The 19,187-nt window shown below is 35.0% G+C and carries 19 protein-coding genes; 10 read left to right on the forward strand and 9 right to left on the reverse strand.

Features of this window, described 5'->3' with window-relative positions; all coding sequences use genetic code 11:
- Position 1 precedes the first annotated feature (1 nt).
- The 6 genes from BM201_RS15065 to BM201_RS15090 are packed head-to-tail and all read left to right on the forward strand — an operon-like array spanning position 2 to position 6,921.
- Entirely contained in the window at positions 2 to 1,111 is a 1,110-nt protein-coding gene (locus BM201_RS15065) for a glycosyltransferase family 4 protein (RefSeq protein ID WP_175487062.1), read from the forward strand.
- The gene (locus BM201_RS15070) at positions 1,108 to 2,169 is read left to right on the forward strand and encodes a glycosyltransferase family 4 protein (protein WP_092544094.1); all 1,062 of its coding nucleotides are present in this window, start codon (positions 1,108 to 1,110) and stop codon (positions 2,167 to 2,169) included. Before BM201_RS15065 ends, BM201_RS15070 begins: the two co-directional genes overlap by 4 nt.
- Positions 2,160 to 3,527 (forward strand): O-antigen ligase family protein, encoded by a 1,368-nt coding sequence (locus tag BM201_RS15075; protein WP_245758666.1) that lies wholly within the window; start codon positions 2,160 to 2,162, stop codon positions 3,525 to 3,527. The genes BM201_RS15070 and BM201_RS15075 overlap by 10 nt, the downstream gene beginning before the upstream one ends.
- Positions 3,481 to 4,503 (forward strand): glycosyltransferase family 4 protein, encoded by a 1,023-nt coding sequence (locus tag BM201_RS15080; protein WP_175487063.1) that lies wholly within the window; start codon positions 3,481 to 3,483, stop codon positions 4,501 to 4,503. The genes BM201_RS15075 and BM201_RS15080 overlap by 47 nt, the downstream gene beginning before the upstream one ends.
- The gene (locus tag BM201_RS15085) at positions 4,493 to 5,500 is read left to right on the forward strand and encodes a glycosyltransferase family 4 protein (RefSeq protein WP_245758667.1); all 1,008 of its coding nucleotides are present in this window, start codon (positions 4,493 to 4,495) and stop codon (positions 5,498 to 5,500) included. The genes BM201_RS15080 and BM201_RS15085 overlap by 11 nt, the downstream gene beginning before the upstream one ends.
- 32 nt (positions 5,501 to 5,532) lie before the next feature.
- The gene (locus tag BM201_RS15090) at positions 5,533 to 6,921 is read left to right on the forward strand and encodes an exopolysaccharide biosynthesis polyprenyl glycosylphosphotransferase (protein ID WP_092544096.1); all 1,389 of its coding nucleotides are present in this window, start codon (positions 5,533 to 5,535) and stop codon (positions 6,919 to 6,921) included.
- Positions 6,922 to 7,080: 159 nt separating this feature from the next.
- On the opposite strand, the gene lnt is transcribed toward BM201_RS15090, so the two are convergent.
- Positions 7,081 to 8,673 carry an apolipoprotein N-acyltransferase gene (lnt, locus tag BM201_RS15095; RefSeq protein WP_092544098.1) on the reverse strand — a complete coding sequence of 531 codons (1,593 nt, stop codon included), beginning with the start codon at positions 8,671 to 8,673 and terminating at the stop codon, positions 7,081 to 7,083.
- 179 nt (positions 8,674 to 8,852) lie between these two features.
- On the opposite strand from lnt, the gene BM201_RS15100 reads away from it, so the two are divergent.
- Positions 8,853 to 9,593, forward strand: coding sequence for a CDP-alcohol phosphatidyltransferase family protein (locus BM201_RS15100; RefSeq protein WP_092544100.1), 741 nt, complete (start codon positions 8,853 to 8,855; stop codon positions 9,591 to 9,593).
- 44 nt (positions 9,594 to 9,637) lie between these two features.
- On the opposite strand, the gene lptB is transcribed toward BM201_RS15100, so the two are convergent.
- The 4 genes from lptB to BM201_RS15120 form a co-directional block, all read right to left on the reverse strand.
- Positions 9,638 to 10,378 carry an LPS export ABC transporter ATP-binding protein gene (lptB, locus tag BM201_RS15105; RefSeq protein ID WP_092544102.1) on the reverse strand — a complete coding sequence of 247 codons (741 nt, stop codon included), beginning with the start codon at positions 10,376 to 10,378 and terminating at the stop codon, positions 9,638 to 9,640.
- 136 nt (positions 10,379 to 10,514) lie between these two features.
- Complete coding sequence (locus tag BM201_RS15110; protein WP_092544104.1) at positions 10,515 to 10,871, reverse strand: carboxymuconolactone decarboxylase family protein; 357 nt, start codon at positions 10,869 to 10,871, stop codon at positions 10,515 to 10,517.
- Between the two features lie 3 nt (positions 10,872 to 10,874).
- Positions 10,875 to 11,702, reverse strand: coding sequence for a twin-arginine translocase subunit TatC (gene tatC, locus BM201_RS15115; protein ID WP_092544106.1), 828 nt, complete (start codon positions 11,700 to 11,702; stop codon positions 10,875 to 10,877).
- Entirely contained in the window at positions 11,702 to 12,667 is a 966-nt protein-coding gene (locus BM201_RS15120; RefSeq protein ID WP_092544108.1) for a KpsF/GutQ family sugar-phosphate isomerase, read from the reverse strand. The genes tatC and BM201_RS15120 overlap by 1 nt, the downstream gene beginning before the upstream one ends.
- 85 nt (positions 12,668 to 12,752) lie before the next feature.
- Here BM201_RS15120 and recQ point away from each other — a divergent pair, with 85 nt between their 5' ends.
- Together recQ and BM201_RS15130 are read left to right on the forward strand one after the other, a co-directional pair.
- Complete coding sequence (gene recQ, locus BM201_RS15125) at positions 12,753 to 14,948, forward strand: DNA helicase RecQ (protein WP_092544110.1); 2,196 nt, start codon at positions 12,753 to 12,755, stop codon at positions 14,946 to 14,948.
- Positions 14,949 to 14,961: 13 nt separating this feature from the next.
- Complete coding sequence (locus tag BM201_RS15130; protein WP_092544111.1) at positions 14,962 to 15,159, forward strand: hypothetical protein; 198 nt, start codon at positions 14,962 to 14,964, stop codon at positions 15,157 to 15,159.
- Between the two features lie 80 nt (positions 15,160 to 15,239).
- Here the strand turns inward: BM201_RS15130 and BM201_RS15135 are convergent, their stop codons facing one another.
- The gene (locus BM201_RS15135) at positions 15,240 to 16,028 is read right to left on the reverse strand and encodes a hypothetical protein (RefSeq protein WP_092544113.1); all 789 of its coding nucleotides are present in this window, start codon (positions 16,026 to 16,028) and stop codon (positions 15,240 to 15,242) included.
- A gap of 25 nt (positions 16,029 to 16,053) precedes the next feature.
- On the reverse strand, positions 16,054 to 16,761 hold the full coding sequence (locus BM201_RS15140) for a class I SAM-dependent methyltransferase (RefSeq protein ID WP_092544115.1): 708 nt from the start codon (positions 16,759 to 16,761) through the stop codon (positions 16,054 to 16,056).
- A gap of 20 nt (positions 16,762 to 16,781) precedes the next feature.
- Between BM201_RS15140 and BM201_RS15145 the strand changes: the two genes are divergently transcribed.
- On the forward strand, positions 16,782 to 17,276 hold the full coding sequence (locus tag BM201_RS15145; RefSeq protein ID WP_092544117.1) for a YkgJ family cysteine cluster protein: 495 nt from the start codon (positions 16,782 to 16,784) through the stop codon (positions 17,274 to 17,276).
- Positions 17,277 to 17,291: 15 nt separating this feature from the next.
- Here BM201_RS15145 and BM201_RS15150 read toward each other — a convergent pair whose 3' ends face one another.
- Together BM201_RS15150 and BM201_RS15155 are read right to left on the reverse strand one after the other, a co-directional pair.
- Complete coding sequence (locus tag BM201_RS15150) at positions 17,292 to 17,915, reverse strand: class I SAM-dependent methyltransferase (RefSeq protein ID WP_092544119.1); 624 nt, start codon at positions 17,913 to 17,915, stop codon at positions 17,292 to 17,294.
- A gap of 11 nt (positions 17,916 to 17,926) precedes the next feature.
- Positions 17,927 to 19,174: an exo-beta-N-acetylmuramidase NamZ family protein gene (locus tag BM201_RS15155; protein ID WP_092544273.1), complete on the reverse strand. Its 1,248-nt coding sequence runs from the start codon at positions 19,172 to 19,174 to the stop codon at positions 17,927 to 17,929.
- Positions 19,175 to 19,187 lie beyond the last annotated feature (13 nt).

Here is a 19,187-nt window from a genome sequence, read left to right on the forward strand (position 1 = left end):
AATGAACTTCTTAATTATCACCCATGTTCCGCATAGCTTGAAAAACAACCAGTATTTGGGTTATGCGCCCTATTTTCGTGAGATGAACATGTGGTTTAAGTATGTGGAAAAGGTAAAGGTGGTGGCACCACTTCAGCTACATGAAACATCAGCGCTAGTATCGGCTTATAAGCATTCAAATTTAAATTTTGTTGAGGTCCCGAGATTTTCTATCGTATCGTTAAAAGAAAAACTACTATCAATATTAAAACTTCCACTATTAATATTTCAAATTAGTAAGGCTATGATCTGGGCAGATCATATTCATTTGCGCTGCCCTGGAAATATGGGGCTTTTGGGATGTTTAGTACAAATATTTTTTCCTTCAAAAGCTAAAACAGTAAAGTATGCCGGTAATTGGGAACCAAATTCCAAGCAACCTTTGAGTTATAAACTTCAAAAATGGATAGTTTCAAATACGCTTTTAAGTAAGAATATAAAGGTGCTTACCTATGGTAAATGGCCAAATCAAACTAAAAATATTATACCTTTTTTTACCGCTTCATTCTCTGAAGTTGAGATAGAAGAGGTCGAAAAAAATTTTTCGGGTGAGCTTAAATTTTTATTTGTAGGTAGCCTGGTTGAAGGAAAACAGCCGCTTTATGCAATTCGTTTGGTAGAAAAATTGAAGAATTCAGGAAGAGATGTTAGTTTGAAAATTTTTGGAGAGGGACCATTAAGACCTGATTTAGAAAATTATATCCAAACTATGAATCTTAGTACTTGTATTACTGTTTGCGGAGGTGTTCCGTTAGATCAATTAAAGGACCAATATAAAAGATCCCATTTTTCGATTTTACCTTCTAAAAGTGAAGGTTGGCCCAAAGCGGTTGCTGAAGCTATGTTCTTTGGATGTATTCCTGTTGCAACTCGTGTTTCATGTGTGCCTTGGATGCTAGAAAATGGAAAAAGAGGGATTCTTCTTAATGAGGAATTAGAGAAAGATCTTACGAAGCTAAATGAAGTTTTGGAAAATAGAGGGGAATTACAAAAAATGGCTACAGAAGCGATGAATTGGTCTCAGCATTATACGGTGGAATATTTTGAAAAAGAAATAAAGAACCTGTTATGAAAGTGCTACAAATCATAGATTCTTTACATCCGGGAGGAGCAGAAAAGATGGCTGTAAATTTGTTCAATGAACTAAATAAGAATGATGTAGAAAGCTATCTATGTGTAACAAGAGAAGAGAGCTTGCTAAAAGATGAAATTGTAGACTTTTCAAAATATTTTTTTCTAAAACGTAAGAGAATATTAGATCTCAGAGCTTTACGTTCTTTACACAAATTTGTTAGAGCAAATAAAATAGATGTGATACATGCTCATGGTACATCATATTTTATTGGTTTTTTGTTGAAATTTTTTATCAATACTAAAATTGTATTTATATGGCATGATCATTATGGAGATAGTGAATATCTAAAAGATCGTAATTATAAAGTACTAAAACAATGTTCTAAATATTTTGACGGAGTTGTATGTGTTAATCGGCAGCTATTAAGATGGAATAAAAAAATGCTTTTAGCACATAATTACAAGATGATCAATAATTTTGTAAACTTAGTTGAGAGTAGTGAACATAAATTGACTTTAAAAGGTAAGCAATGTTTCAAAATAATTTGCGTAGCTAATTTAAGACCTCAGAAAGATCATCATTTATTAATAGATGTTTTTAACGAGTTTTTTGATAATAAGGAAATTAGTCTACATTTATTCGGAAAGGATTTTAAAGATTCATACAGTGAAGACTTGAAAACTAAAATAGAGAAAACAAGGAATATCTTTTATTATGGTTCGCATAAAATTACAAAAGATATTCTTTCTCAGGCAGATATAGGTATACTAGTTTCCAAGTCTGAAGGGCTTCCTCTAGCTATATTAGAATATGCGATGGCTGGATTACCGGTTATCTGTACTAAAGTAGGAGAGTGTCCTGAAGTAATTGGTGAATACGGAATAATGGTAGAACCAGGTGCTAAAAAAGATATTGCTAATGCAATTGAAATTTATTCTAGGAGTGAAGAACTAAGACTTCAACATGGTGCAGGAATTTCCATTCACGTAAAACAGAAGTTTAGTGCTGAGGTCAACATTTCAAAATTCATTGATTTCTATAAGCAATGCAGTTAAGTATAGAACAAAATAGAAAACAATACTTCCAATTGCTATTGCTGCATATAGGGATGGCTTTTGCTATTTATTTATTTAGACCTGTTTCTGTACTTCTTTGTCATGGAATGTTATTGTTTTGGCTAATATATATTCTTCAAAAAAAGAATAAGAACAATGAAGCCTTGATGGCTGCAGCTTATATGGCAGGAAGTGAGGTGTATTTTAGGATGACAGCAGGGATGGTTTTTTATGAAACCGGTAAATACATGGTTATTATATTTCTGCTCATTGGAATGTTTTTCAAAGGAACATCTTCTAAAACAGTTCCTTACTGGTTATTTATTTTGATGATGGTTCCTGGGATTTTAGTCTCAGCGATTAATATCAGCTATACTGCAGAATTTAGAAAATTGGTGGCCTTTAATCTTAGTGGTCCAGTTTGTCTGGGAATTGTTGCAGTTTACTGTTATTATAAAAAGATAAAGAGGTCTGATTTTGAGAAGGTAATTTTAATGCTTCTGTTACCACTTATATCAAATATGTTTTATTTATATTTATATACGCCGAGTTTAAAAGAATCATTAATTAATGTTTCTGCGAATTATTCTGCAACTGGTGGATATGGACCCAATCAGATTTCTACTATTTTTGGGATGGGCTTTTTTCTAATCTGTACCAGACTATTTTTAGTGAAAGATAAACTAATAAACCTTATTGATTTTGCATTGCTTGGTTTGATGGCTTATCGAGCAGTAGTGACATTTTCACGTGGAGGCGTATTTACCGGAATTATATGTATAAGCACTTTTCTGATTTTCTATTATTATAAAATGGACGGAAAGTCTAGATCTGCTATTTTTAGAAAAATTCTTTTTATCGCAGCGGTTGGTCTGGGCGTGTGGACCTTTAGTTTGGTCAAAACTTATGGACTAATAAGCAATAGGTATACCAATAAAGATGCCTCAGGAAAATTAAAAGAGGATATAACAACTGGAAGAGCTGAATTGATAGAAACCGAACTGCATGCCTTTGTAAATCATCCAATATTGGGAATAGGGGTAGGGAAAGGTAAAGAATATAGAGAAGAGCAATTAGGTAAAAGTATTGCTACTCATAACGAAATCAGTAGGATGCTTTCTGAACAAGGACTATTAGGTCTCATTAGTTTATTGATATTAATTTTTGTTCCTCTAGTATTTTGGTTTAAATTCGAGAACAATTATTATTTTTTAGCTTTTTTAGCATTTTGGTTTTTAACGATTAATCATTCAGCCATGCGAATAGCTTTACCGGCCTTCGTTTATGGTTTGGCATTACTTTATATAGTAGATGACAAAAAAGATCCTGTATATAGGAAACGATTTGCGAGTAGATAGTTTTACCGCTACTTACATCTCTTTCTTAAGTAAAATGCTAAGGGAAGAAGGCTTTAAGGTAAAAACGGCATCAGCTAAAAATAATAAGCTTATCCGTTTGACTGAGATGTTATGCCTTATTATGAAATTTCATTCTACCACAGATATTGTTCTAATCGATACCTACGGGGCAACCAATTTTTACTATGCTTATTTGGTAGGGCGACTTTCTAAAATATACAAAATACCTTACGTGCCTATATTACATGGAGGTAACTTACCAGAGCGTTTAGATAAAGATCCTAAATTCAGCAAAAGATTATTTGGAAATGCATTTGTAAATATAGCTCCTTCAAATTTTCTAAAAAGTGAATTTGAATCAAGAGATTTTGATCGCTTAAAATTAATCCCAAATTCGATTGATTTACAAAATTACCCTTATAAAGAAAGATCCACTTTTCGACCTAAATTATTGTGGGTAAGAAGATTTCAGAAAAGATATAATCCTAAAATGGCCATTAAAGTTTTAGAATTGTTGTCTGAAGAATTTGAAGATGCCGAATTATGTATGATTGGACCAGAAAAGGATGGGTGTATGCAGGAATGTAAGCGATTAGTTAAAAAGAAAGATCTCAATGTCAAGTTTACCGGTAAGTTGAAAAAGAAAGTCTGGGCAGATCTTTCCAAAGAATACGATTTCTTTATAAACTCAACTACAATTGATAATACTCCAATCAGCGTAATTGAATCTATGAGTCTCGGGCTACCAATTATTTCTACAAATGTTGGTGGTATGCCAGTTCTTATCGATCATCTTCAGGACGGTGTATTGGTTGATTCCGGAGATTCAGAAAAGATGTATTCAGAAATAAAGAATATTATTGAAAATCCAGATATTGGTCAGGCTATAGCTTTTAATGCTCGAAAAAAGGCTGAATCTTTTGGTTGGATAAATGTTAGAAAGGATTGGCTAGAAGTGATTAATAATGTCGGCTAAAAGCATTCTTTATATAGGTAATAAACTAGCCAAACTAAATCGAACTCCTACTTCAGCAGATATTTTACCTGGGCTACTACAAAAGGAAGGTTTCGAAGTCTATTCTTTTTCTTCTAAGATCAATAAAGTGTCGCGTCTAGCGGAAATGTTATTTAAAACTCTTCAGCTTGGGCCTAAAGTTGATTGGGTGATAATCGATGTTTATAGTACGCAAAATTTTTGGTACGCTTACCTTTGCGGTAGGATATGTAAATTAAATAGCATTCCATATATCAATATTTTGCATGGCGGAAATCTTGAAAAACGACTCAAAACAAAATACTTTTCATTTTTTAAAAATGCTGAATATAACATAGCACCATCTCAGTTTTTGCTGTCCAAATTTTTGACTTCAGGGCTTGAAAATCTCAAATTTATTCCAAATTCAATTCCACTTGAGGAATATAAATTTAAATCTCGAACTGAGTTCAAACCGAAACTACTTTGGGTGAGAGCTTTTGCTGAGATTTACAACCCATTTTTGGCAATTCAACTACTCGAAGCTTTATTGCAAGATTATAAAGATGCCCAACTTTTTATGGTGGGGCCCAAAAAGGATGAAAGTTATGATAAATGCAAAAAATATGTAGAAGAGCATAATTTACCTGTAGATTTTACCGGAAAATTAGAAAAGCAAGAATGGCATAATCTTTCAGAAAAATGTGATTTGTTTATAAATACAGCAAGAATAGATAATACACCAGTCAGTATTGTTGAAGCTATGGCTTTGGGGCTGCCGGTCTTAAGTTCTAATGTAGGCGGTATTTCTTATCTGATAAAAGATCAGGAGGATGGTGTTTTGTATGATAGTGAAGATATTGAGGAACTAATTGCTAAAACTAAGAACCTTTTAGAAAATTCGATAAAAGCATCCAATATTTGCCTAAGAGCACGTAAAAAAATTGAAGGTTTTAATTGGGAGATCGTTAAAAAACTGTGGCTTAATATTTTATCTTAAAAGTGTATCTTAGCATCAGAAAGTTTTTTGAAATGGCAGACAAACCCCTACTACATTTCGAAATTTCAGAAAGAAAAGTTCTTTTGCGAATTTTGGATGTGCTTTTTGTTCTGGCAGCTTTGTTCTTGCTAGGAACATTTACAAATTTTAGTTATTTTAGGATAACGGCAGATTTTTGGTATTGGACAATATTATTTGTGGCCTACCTAAAATTGTTCGCTCACGTGTTCGAACTCTACGATCTTCAAAAAGCGAGCAAATTCGATTCAGTTCTAAAGAATGTGCTTTTAACGTCATCAATTACTGTACTTTTCTTTATGCTTACCCCAGTGCTGAGTCCAAGTTTGCCAAATAACCGATTTCAGATTTTATATTTTTTTCTAACGATTACTATTACGCTATTGGTATGGCGTGCGGCTTATATTTATCTCATAGCTTCACCAAGATTTAATAAAAAAGTGATCGTTGTTGGTGATAGTTTTGATATTCAGCTTATTTATGATGCTTTTGTAAAGGCCGATCCTAACTACGAAATTGTAGGTTTTATTAATACAGATGGCCAAATTAAAGTAAAAAATAAAAATCTTATTCAATTTGAAGTGCGTGATCTTCGAAAAGCAGTTAAAGAATATCATATCAAAGAAATAGTAGTGGCGAGCGGTTATAAAAAAGGTTTGATGCTTCCACTTTATAACGAGTTGAGTTTTTTACTGAATCAAGGTTTTCCTATCAAAGATTATATGCAGGTCTATGAAGATATTACTGCACGTATTCCCGTTCAGAATGTAGATCACGATTTCTATCGCTATTTCCCATTTAGCCGAAGCAATCAAAATAAATTTTACCTTTTTGGATTGCGCTTATTTGATGTTGTATTTTCCATTTTAGGCTTGTGTGTTGGATTAATACTAACGCCTTTTATACTAATTGGTAATATTATAGGAAATCGGGGAAGTTTATTTTACACCCAGGAGCGAATAGGACAGAATGGAAAAACATTTAAGATCGTGAAATTTAGGACAATGATCAAAGATGCGGAAGCTGCTGGCCCTCGTTATGCTGAAAAAAATGATTATCGAACAACTCCCTTTGGGAAGTTTATGCGAAAGGCGAGAATCGATGAAATTCCGCAGTTTATTAATTTACTGAAGGGCGAAATGAGTTTAATTGGTCCAAGGCCAGAGCGTCCTGTGTTTGTTCAGGAGCTTTCACATTCTATTCCTTTTTATAACATTCGGCACGTCATAAAACCCGGACTTACTGGTTGGGCGCAGGTGAAAGGAGATTATAGTGGGGAAGAAGCTGGAGCTTTAGAAAAACTACAATATGATCTTTTCTACATTAAGCATCGTGGTTTATTTCTCGATCTTAATATTATTCTAAAAACTTTGAGTACAGTGCTTTCGATGCGTGGACAGTAAATTTTTCAGAATTCAGAAAAGAGAAAATAGATTATAGCCTATAAGCCGTTTGAGTCTTTAATTTATTGAAAGGTGCATTGAATTCTCGCAATCATAGCGAGGTGTGCTCACATTCTAAACCCGCCCGCCTCGCCGATTCGGAATATTGATCTTTAAACCTTAAAAATACTTACTTCGCTTAATTCCTACAACAGCAAATAAGAAAATAAATAACGCTAAAAACTTCGAAATTCGAGCGATGTAATCTCCGTGTTTGGTGTAAAATGTGAGTTTATCGTTAAGTATAATATTTCCCGAAAGCGTTCCGCGTTTGTCATAACCTAATTGATGTTCTACTTCACCAACTGGATTAATAATTTCTGAAATTCCGGTATTGGCGCTTCGTGCAACCGATCTTCTTGTTTCAATAGCTCTAAGTTTAGCATAACTCGCATGCTGGCGATGTCCGGCAGTATTTCCCCACCAGGCATCATTGGTGATTATACTTAAAAAATTGGCATTATTTTTTACATAGCCGGTCACATATTGGCCGTAGATCGATTCATAACAAATAATAGGTGCTGTATTTACGCCATCCGCTATATTGAAAACTTCACGATCTGGCTGCGTGGTTTTCATAGCTACAGTTCCGCCCAAATCGATCATTACGTCTCCTAAGATTGGTTTTAAAATACCCTGGTAAGGAAAATTTTCTACACCAACGACTAATTTCGATTTATGATAGATCTGTTTTGCTGAATTGTTTTCGATCAGGAATGCCGAGTTATAATCGTCAAACCAGTCATTTTCTCTTAATTTATTGGATTGCGGGCTGACTTTTAAAGGATCTGAAAAACGTTCATAAAAAGAAACACCTCCTAAAAAGCTTAATTTTGGCTGAAGGGATGCAATTTGTCTTCCGTAGAAAGCCGCTTCAGAATTATCGAATCTTGATAAAACCGTTCCGTCAGCAAAAACCGTTTCAGGAGCTAGTACAATCGTTGTTGAGTCTGTAATATTTTCCCGACTCATATTTAGCAATAAGTCACCTATCGCTGTGTCGTTTGTATTATATTTTTCTGTGTATGGATTAATGTTTGGCTGCAAAATAAGAGCAGTGATCTTATTCTTTGGCATTTCATAATTCCATAAAATAATATAAGATGCCAAAATAGGAAGACCAATTAACAAAACCGACTTTAAAGTTGCGAGATACAAAATGCCGCGGTCTTTAAATTCAGTATAAGATAGGATAGCTTTAAAAATGATAAAGTTAACGAGCAATATCCACAAAGTGCCACCAAAAGTCCCGGTGAATTCATACCACTGGATCCAGTTTATATATTCAGAAAAAGCGTTCCCTAAGTTTAGCCATGGCCAGGAAAATTCCCATCCGAGATGAATTTTTTCAAAAACGATCCAAAAACTTATAAAAAAACTAGCTGATGCTCTAAAACCTGTTCGTTTTGCTACGATGTGGTAAATTAGAAACACGATCGACATTAAAAGCGAGTTCGCTAAGATCGCAAAAGCACCGCCAAAAGGTGTTGAAAAATAGATCCAATATGTTGTTAGAAGGTTCCAGATGAAAAATGCCAGATAAGAAACTCCAAAAACTTTCCATTTAATAAATTTTGCTTCAGAATTTCGAATATTGAATTCTGCTATCAGTAAGGGTGCAAATCCAAAAAATAAGAGTAAAGGAAAACCATTTACCGGCCAACCAAAAGCAAGTAAAAGTCCGCTTAAAATGGCTAAAAGAAAGTTTTTCATAAGGTTCTATTTTCTAAACTGACTACCGATTGATATTGGTCGTTTCAGGATCGTAAAATTGCTTTTAATTTCTGAATTCAAAAATAATAAACTCAGGTCCGAAAAAAGGTTTTAAGGAAATTTTATTAGACATTGAGGTCTATTTACCTATTTTAGTTGATTGCAAACTAAATCGACCAATGAAAAAACATATTCCTAATCTTATAACGCTTTGTAATTTATTTAGTGGAAGTTTAGCCGTCATTTTCGCCGTACAGGGGAATCTGGTTGCTGCTGCATTTTTTGTCGCGCTGGGAATATTTTTCGATTTCTTTGATGGATTGGCTGCACGAGCTTTAAATGTAAAAAGTGATGTTGGGCTACAGTTGGATTCTCTTGCAGATGTTGTGACAAGCGGTGTAGTGCCGGGAATAGTAATGTTTCAGCTATTTACGATGGCGCTGCCAGGTGAAGACGGAGTAAAGCAATGGACATCTGAAAACAATTGGCTGGAATTTACCTTTAATCCTATGGCTTTGTTTGGTTTGTTGATCATTTTGGGATCGGCTTTTAGACTGGCAAAATTTAATGTAGATGATCGCCAAACCGATTCGTTTATTGGTCTTCCAACACCGGCTAATGCACTTTTAATATTGTCTTTGCCTTTAATTTTAACTTTTCAGCCCAATAGTTTTGCGACAGATTTGATTTTAAATGAATGGTTTCTTGTTGTCTTAACCATTGTGAGTGTAATTATACTTAATGCTGAATTGCCCTTATTCGCTCTTAAATTTAAAAACTGGGGATTTAAAGGAAATGAAATTAGATATATATTCCTTATCCTTTGTGTGGTGCTTATTGTATTATTTCAGTTTTTAGCTGTACCGATGATCATATTGAGTTATGTACTTTTATCGGTTTTCTTCGGAAAGAAAAATTAAAGCTGAAATTATACAAAATCGGCTGATGTTTTTCTGCTGAAATTCTACTGAAAAAGTTTCTTTTTTCTAAGTTCAAAGTTTTGACCTAGATATACTTTACGTACCATCTGATCTTCGGCAAGTTCTTCTGGGATACCATGTTTTAGGATACTTCCTTCAAACATTAAATAAGTTCGGTCTGTAATAGCAAGAGTTTCCTGCACATTGTGATCTGTAATTAGGATTCCGATATTTTTGTCTTTTAATTGCGCTACAATTCGCTGAATATCTTCTACCGCAACTGGGTCTACACCGGCAAAAGGTTCGTCCAAAAGAATGAATTTAGGATCTGTAGCCAGGGCACGAGCAATTTCTGTACGTCGGCGTTCACCACCACTTAAAAGGTCGCCGCGGTTGGTACGAATATGATTAAGTCCAAATTCTTCAATTAAAGACTCCATTTTCATGTGCCTTTCTTTTTTAGAAAGTTTGGTAAGCTGCAGCACACTCATAATATTATCTTCGATACTCAACTTTCTAAATACCGAAGCTTCCTGAGCCAGATATCCAATCCCATGCTGAGCTCTTTTGTACATAGGGAAGTTGGTAATATTTTCTTTATCCAAGAAAATATTACCACTATTTGGTTTAATAAGCCCAACGATCATATAAAATGAAGTAGTTTTTCCTGCACCGTTAGGCCCCAATAATCCAACAATTTCACCCTGATTCACTTCAAGAGAAATTCCTTTTACTACTTTTCTTCCTTTATATTGTTTTATAAGATTGTCGGCTGTTAACTTCATGTCTTGAATTTAGTTCAGTATAAACATAAATTATACCGATTTATTGGCACCGCCAAAGGGTATAATACTCCGAGGCTTGCCTCGAAATTAAAAAATTGTTTCTAGTAAATACCTCGTGGGCTTGCCTTGAAGTAGTTTATTTTTCGGTATTAGCTTCTTCTAAAGCATCCCAGTATTCAAAAGCTCTTCTTAAGTGTGGGATCACAATTGTGCCGCCAATTAAAGTCCCGATACTTAAGGTTTCCATTACCTCGTCACGTTTTAATCCTTCTTTAAAACTACTTTCAAGGTGATATTTTACGCAATCGTCACATCTTAAAACAAGGGATGCTACCAAACCTAAAAGTTCTTTAGTTCTTTTATCTAAAGCACCTTCAGCAAAAGCATTGGTGTCTAAGTTGAAAATACGTTTTAAAACTTTATTATTCTCTCCAAGAATCTTATCGTTCATTTTTTGGCGATACGAATTAAATTCGTCAACCTGATCAATCATAGCTTAACTTTTTTCTTTAATTTCTCTTTTATAAATAACCTTTGAAATTACAATACTTACCTCATAAAGAATAAGTACCGGTACTGCAACAATAATCTGACTTACAATATCTGGAGGAGTAATTACCGCAGAAAGAATAAGTACGATCACTAATGCATATTTTCTATAAGTTTTTAAGAATTGCGGTGTAACCACGCCTACTTTTGTAAGGAAGTAAATTAGTATTGGTAATTCAAAAATAAGTCCGGTTGCGATCACAGATGCCCTAACAAGACTTATGTAACTGCTAAGATCAAACTCATTTAAAACAACTTCACTTACCTGATATTTTCCTAAGAAGTTAATCGATAAAGGGGTTACCACGTAGTAACCAAAAAGCACTCCTAGAAAGAACAAAAATGAAGTTACAAAAATAAAACCTTTTGCATGTTTACGCTCATTTTCGTGCATCGCGGGTGCAACAAATTTCCAGAATTCATAAATTACAAAAGGAAATGCGATTATAAATCCGGCGGTAATAGAGGTCCACACGTGAGCAGAGAATTGTCCTCCCATAGTTCTACTTTGTATCGTAAACGGAAGTTCTTCAAAACAAAATCCGCCATCTATCCCTACGATTTGAGAAAGTTCGCAAAGCATACTATACGACCAAAAGTCGCCTTTACTAGGTCCAAAAAGAAGAACGTCAAAAATAAAACCTTTCAGAAAAAAGGCTAAAGTAGCAGCGATTACAACGGCAAGAACGGCGCGTATTAAATGCCATCTTAATTCTTCAAGATGGTCTAAAAAAGACATTTCTGGTTCTTCCTGAGGCTGGCCTATTTTCTTCATTATAATATCCCTTCTCTTATTAAGTTATGAATATGAACCACACCACTGTATTTGCCGTCTTTAGTAGCTAATAATTGTGATATTTTATTTTCTTCTAAAAGATCGAGTGCCTGGGTAGCCAGTGCATCTTCATCAATACTCTTAGGAGAAGTGCTCATAATATCACCTGCAGTAAGATTCTTAAATTCGTTATTGTTTTTTAGCATTCTACGAATATCACCATCGGTTATGATACCAACAATTATATCATTTTCCAAAACAGCGGTTACTCCAAGCATGTTTTCAGAAATTATGATAATTGCATCGGTCACCGTTGTTTCTGGGGAAACGCTGGGTTTCATGTTTTGAGCGGCAATATCCTTAACTCGCAAATATAGTTTTTTTCCAAGACTGCCGCCGGGATGGTATTTTGCAAAGTCTTCGCTAGAAAATCCTTTTAATTCTAATAAGCAAATAGCCAGTGCATCACCAATAACCAATTGTGCAGTTGTGCTGGTAGTAGGGGCTAGATTATTTGGGCAGGCTTCTTTTTCTACAAAAGAATTTAAAATGAAATCTGCCGATTGTCCCAAAAACGAATCCCTATTGGAAGTGATGGCAATTAATGTATTATGAAAGTCCTTAATAAAAGGTACTAAAACTTTAATTTCGGGGCTGTTTCCGCTTTTGCTAATACAAATAACGATATCGTCTTTTTGTATTATGCCAAGATCGCCATGTATAGCATCTGCAGCATGCATAAAAATTGCCGGCGTTCCTGTAGAATTTAAAGTAGCAACAATTTTACTGGCAATTACAGCACTTTTTCCAATGCCGGTAACGATCACTCTTCCTTTAGAATTGTAAATATTTTCTACAGCTTCTACAAATTCATTATCAATAAGATGTTCTAAATTTGCAATCGCTTTAGCTTCAATTTTTACAGTTTCTTTCGCTACATTTAAAATTTTTTGCTGAAGTTTCAAATTTTGAAATAATTAAGGATTGCAGATACTAAAGAAATATGTATATTTAGATGTGCAAATGTATGTAAAATTGTAACACAATTGAATGAGTTTGACTGAAATTGATTTACATAAACAACTGAAGAAATATTTTGGTTTTAGCCAATTTAAAGGTCTTCAGGAGGATGTTGTTGCCAGTATTGTAAATAAGCACGATACTTTTGTAATAATGCCAACAGGAGGAGGTAAATCCCTATGCTACCAGCTACCTGCATTAATTGAAGAAGGAACAGCAATTGTAGTATCACCCCTTATCGCCTTAATGAAAAACCAGGTAGACGCCATTCGCGGAATTTCTTCGGAATATGGTGTCGCCCACGTTTTAAATTCTTCGCTAAATAAAACAGAAGTTAAACAGGTAAAGGAAGATATCATCAATGGTGTAACCAAGCTTCTTTATGTAGCGCCAGAGTCTCTTACAAAAGAGGATTATGTCGAGTTTTTAAAAGAGCAGAAAATATCTTTTTTAGCCATAGATGAAGCGCACTGTATTAGCGAATGGGGACATGATTTTAGACCAGAATATCGAAATCTAAGACATATTATTAAACGTATTGGAGAGAACATTCCAATTATCGCTCTTACCGCTACTGCAACTCCAAAAGTACAGGAAGATATACTTAAGAATCTTGGGATTCCTAAGGCTAAAACTTTTAAAGCAAGTTTTAACCGTCCTAACTTATATTACGAAGTACGGCCTAAAACTAAAAATGTTGATGCCGATATTATTCGTTTTGTAAAACAGAATAATGGTAAAAGCGGGATCATTTATTGTCTTAGCCGTAAAAAGGTAGAGGAATTGGCACAAACCCTTCAGGTTAATGGTATAAACGCGATTCCGTATCATGCAGGTTTAGATGCTAAAACAAGATCAAAACATCAGGATATGTTCTTGATGGAAGAAGTAGATGTTGTTGTAGCAACCATTGCTTTTGGTATGGGAATCGATAAACCCGATGTACGTTTTGTGATTCATCATGATATTCCTAAAAGTATAGAAAGTTACTATCAGGAAACCGGTAGAGCTGGTCGTGATGGAGGAGAAGGACATTGTCTTGCATTCTATGCTTATAAGGATATCGAAAAGCTAGAAAAGTTTATGAGTGGTAAGCCTGTTGCAGAGCAGGAGGTTGGCCATGCATTGCTTCAGGAAGTCGTAGCGTATGCAGAGACTTCTATTTCTCGACGTAAATTCATTCTCCATTATTTTGGGGAAGAATTTGATGAGGAAACAATGGACGAGGCCAAAATGGATGATAATGTTCGTAATCCTAAAAAGCAACATGAAGCAAAGGAAGATTTAGAATTGCTTATCCAGGTTGTTAAAGATACCAAACAGCTTTACAAATCTAAAGAGATCGTAAAGACGATCGTTGGAAAGAGTAACGCCTTGATCTTATCACATAAAACAGATACTAATCCGCTTTTTGGTAAAGGAAAAGGAAAAGATGAAGGTTTTTGGATGGCACTTACAAGGCAGGCACTTGTAGCAGGCTATCTAAGAAAGGATATCGAAACTTACGGAGTTATAAAACTAACCGAAAAAGGAGAAGAATTCCTGCAGAACCCAGAGTCATTTATGATGACGCACGATCATATTTTCGACGAAAATACGGATAATGCTGCGGTATCGGCCAAAGCTTCAACTGGAGTCGATGATAAATTAGTGGGCATGCTAAAGGAACTACGTAAAAAAGTGGCCAAGAAAAATGCTGTGCCTCCTTTTGTAGTTTTTCAGGATCCTTCTATAGATGATATGGCACTTAAATATCCTGTAGATCTTAAGGAACTTGGGAATATTCACGGTGTTGGTGAAGGAAAAGCTAAAAAATACGGTAAAGAATTTGTAGATCTTATTGCGAGATATGTAGAAGATAACGAAGTGATACGACCAGATGACCTAGTTGTAAAGTCTACCGGAGCTAATAGTGCATTAAAATTATTCATCATACAAAGTGTGGATAGAAAATTACCTTTAGATGATATTGCATCTGCAAAAGGGATGGAAATGCCTGAATTTATTAAAGAGATGGAAGCTATCGTTTATAGTGGTACTAAGCTGAATATCGATTATTATCTCGAAGATCTTTTAGATGAAGATCAGCAGGAAGAATTACACGAATATTTTCTTGAAGCTGAAACCGATAAGATTGAAGCTGCGCTAGAAGAATTTGACGGTGATTATGACGATGAAGAACTTCGTTTGTACCGAATTAAATTTATAAGCGAAGTGGCAAACTAAAATCAACCATAACATGCTAGTAAATCCGACTAAAAAACAAGCGCTAACATTACTGGTTTTGGGTATGTCGTTATTGGTAATTAGTGTAGTTTCAGTAAACCTAGAAATATTTACAGACTTGCTAAGAGGTTTTTTCAATGGAATAGCTGTAGGGTTTTTAATATTATCGCTTGTTGCTTTTACAAAGAACAAAAAACTTCAGAAGAAGTAAAAGAGTTTAAAATAATACTAAAAAAGCCTTTTTGAATTGTCAAAAAGGCTTTTTTATGCTTTAATATGTATTCAGTTGAATTACTTTCCGCCGTTGGCTTGTAAATCAGCAATACACAGTGGTCCCATTTCTGGAGCAGTACCGCGAACTTGGTTTATGATACCGCTTCCAAATTCTAAAGAAGCTCTCATCAAACAGTTTTCTTCAGTACAATGACCGTCATTATCGTCGTCTTCATGATCACTTTGTAATTCGGTTCCTACGTTAACTAGACCAAATAAATGCCCAAATTCGTGATTTAGAACAGCGGTTTCAATCACACTCTTACTGGGTGCATTTGCTCTGGCGGCAAATCTGTTTATAGTCTCGCCGTAAATAACCATAGAAGTATTTCGATAAGCAGAACCTAAAACAAATCGCTGGTCGGTGTCGTTCTCGTTACTACCGTCAGCAAAATAAATATAAACGCTAATTTCGTCGCCAATATTAAAAGTGCCTCGTTCTTCATCTTCGATATCTGCAATTTCCTCTATCGCAAAAGGAGACATGCCAGATGAAGCTACCTCTCGATAGCTAATAGAAATCCCATCTGGCTTATATGTTCTTTCTTCTATAAATGCCTGAAAGTTTTCCATGGCAGCCTGTGTTGGCTGAAAACCATTTACAAATAATACCTCGATATTCATCGAAGTATAATTATCATCACTCAAAAGGTCATTAGCCGAATCACCTAATCCTTGCTGATTTAATGTTCTATCGATTACCGGAGTATCATCTGTTGAATCGCCCCCACCATTGCCATCGCTAGAACAAGAGGTGATCGATACAAAAAGGCATAGTGTATAAAAATACTTGTAAAACTTCTTCATTTAGAATATAATATGGTGTTCAAATTTAATCATTTTTAAGCGTAAGTTTTGCTAAATAATCGTAGTGCTCGCCTTCAACGATCAATTCGCAATTAAAATTGTGCTTTTGGGCCGCTAATTTAAGCAAATTGAAATCTAAGTAAAGCCATGGGAAATAATCTGATTTTTCTCCCTTGTAACTTATACGAAAATCGATCTCTCCTATATATTTACGATCTAAATCCTCGTTTGGCTCTTCTTCATCTTCTAAAAAGCTAAGATCTGATGAATCGATAAGTATCTGCCCGCCGGGTTTCAGGATCTCTTGGCAGATACTTAGAAAGTTATCGGTATTGATAAGGTTTCCAATAATCCCGGTGCCATTCATCAAGAATAATAGCGTGTCATATTGACCAATTTCAGCATAAAAGTCTTTTACTTCAGCATTTATTACTCCGCGTTCTTTGGCAATTTCAATCGCCCCTTCAGAAGTATCAATAGCTTTTACTTTTATATCTTTTTGCTGAAGATAAAGTGCATGACTTCCGGCACCGCAACCTACATCCAACACATTACCATAGGCAAGTGTAAGCGCTTTTTGTTCGGTTTTAGGCATTTCAGCAAATTCTCTAAACAAGTATTTAATTGCGATCTCATCATCATCAAAATCTGGCGAATGCACTTCAATAGGAGTTGCATCTTTTTCGAAATAATAGGCTTTCATTGCCATTCCGAAGATATCTTTTTCCTTCATAATCTTATTATCTTTGCGGCATGCAGGAAATTTTAAAAGAGCTGCCGGGAAAGGCCAAAGATAAGCAGAAGGAAAATAAAAAGTTTTTTTCTAAGCTAAAGAAACGTCCACCTAAAGATTTAGACGTTAAAATGCAGCAAATGCACGAGGAAGAATTCTCCCGTACTAAATGTTTAGACTGTGCAAATTGCTGCAAAACTACCGGGCCACTTTTTACCAATAAGGATATAGAGCGTATTAGTAAGTTTTTAAAATTGAAGCCACAACAATTTATCGATCAATATCTTCGAGTAGATGAGGATAAAGATTATGTGTTGCAAAATGTTCCCTGTACTTTTTTAGGTCATGATAATTATTGCTTAATCTATGATGTACGGCCAAAGGCGTGCCGTGAATATCCGCATACCGATAGAAAAGACTTTCATAAAATATCGAATCTTACCATTAAGAATACTGCGATTTGTCCTGCTGCTTATAATATTGTAGAAGAAATGAAACGCCGAATTAAAGTTTAAATTCGGTAATTTTAATTATAATTTTTCTCCGATAAATCGAAGCACAGATCCCGTGCCGTTGTGGTATAAGCCTTCGTTTAGCGCAATGGGTTTTTCCTCTAGAAAATTGACTTTAAAATCTTTAAAATCCTGCTGAATCTCTGCTTTAGAAAATAAAGTTTCCTGGTCTCTTGGGCCACCAACATTAGGATTCTCATTTCTAAATTTAAGGTGGTTTTCTCCAAAACCTTCAAAAATTATATGTCCGCCGGGTTTAAGAAGTTCTGCTAAAAAAGCATGGTATTTTCCACGAATATCGGCTGGAAAATGGGCGTAGATCAAAGCGATCACATCAAATTGTTCAGACTTAAAACCAAGATCGGGTAAATTACCAACTCTGTAATCGATACTTGCCTGTTTTGATCTTGCAAGCTTTTGCGCCTTATTTTTAGCAGCTGTACTAATGTCGAAAGCAGCTACGTCCCAGCCATTTTTAGCGGCAAAAACAGCATTTCTACCCTCGCCTTCAGCGCCGAATAAAATTTTGCCGGTTTTGAAATTTTGTAATTGTTGCGCTAAAAACGTATTAGGTTCTACTCCGTATGCATAATCTTTTTTATTAAAACGATCTTCCCATCGCTGTAGCCAGTCGTTTTCCATAGCGCTTTACATTATTCGTATAACAAGTATTTTTCGCGTTTCGTTTCAAATTCTGCTAAACCATCTTGCCATGTTGCTCTAATTTCTTCTGCGCTTAATCCATTTTCAATTTGTAGCTGAAGTTTTTTGGTACCTGCAAGTTTGGTGAAGAAACTATTAAAGAATTCGGCTTTATTTTCGGTATTATTGTAAGCTTTTATTAGCCATTCTAAATTAAGCTGATCTAAATATTTATTATTGCTAAGATCTTCTCCAAAGCATTTTTTATCTAAATGTTTAGGATTTTTAGCCCCTTCCATCGATTTTGGTGTGTAGCTATACGAAAAGGCTTCATTATTTAAAAAAGGAGAGCCAAAAACCTGAAATTGCTTGTTGGTTCCGCGACCTGCGTTAACATTGGTACCTTCAAAAAAGCACAAGCTGGGATATAAATTTATAGATTTATCGTTAGGTAAATTAGGTGAAGGTTTTACTGGTAAACTATATTTCTTTTGATGATCGTATGCACTCATTTTTATCACTTCAAGATTACAGCTAATGCCGTCTTTTAGCCAGTTTTCCCCATTGATCATCTTTGCATATTCACCCATTGTTAGTCCGTGTACGGTTGGTATTGGATGCATACCTACAAAACTTTTGTATTCCTTTTCTAGAATAGGGCCATCAACATAATGTCCGTTAGGATTAGGACGATCAAAAACCAAAAGTTGAATGTCGTTTTCTGCGCAGGCTTCCATCACGTAATGCAGTGAAGAAATGTAAGTGTAAAAGCGAGCACCAACATCCTGCAGGTCAAATATTAAAACATCGATATCTTTAAGTTGCTCTGGTTTTGGTTTTTTATTACTTCCGTAGAGAGAAATCACCGGCAAACCTGTTTTTGGATCTTTTCCATCCTCTATTTTTTCGCCCGCATCAGCTTTTCCTCTAAAACCATGTTCTGGAGCAAAAACTTTTACCAGGTCTACGTTTAGCGCTAAAAGGGAATCAACCAGATGAACAGATTTTTTATCTTTATTTAAAACTAAAGAAGATTGATTACCAACTAGTCCTACCTTTTTACCGTGTAGCATTGGCATGTAGAGTTCTGTTCTATTTGCCCCAACCACTATTTCTTCTATAGTTTCTTCGGAATTTACGCTATCCTGTTTTTTTTCAGAAGAAGCTTCCGTTTTATTTTTATCAGCTTCGATGTTTCCGCAGGAAAGAATTGCGATAAGACTGAATAAAAATGTACTTTTGAACAACCGGTTAATCATATAATTGTAGCTC

Source organism: Zunongwangia mangrovi, from assembly GCF_900112105.1.
Taxonomy (GTDB): Bacteria; Bacteroidota; Bacteroidia; order Flavobacteriales; family Flavobacteriaceae; genus Zunongwangia; species Zunongwangia mangrovi.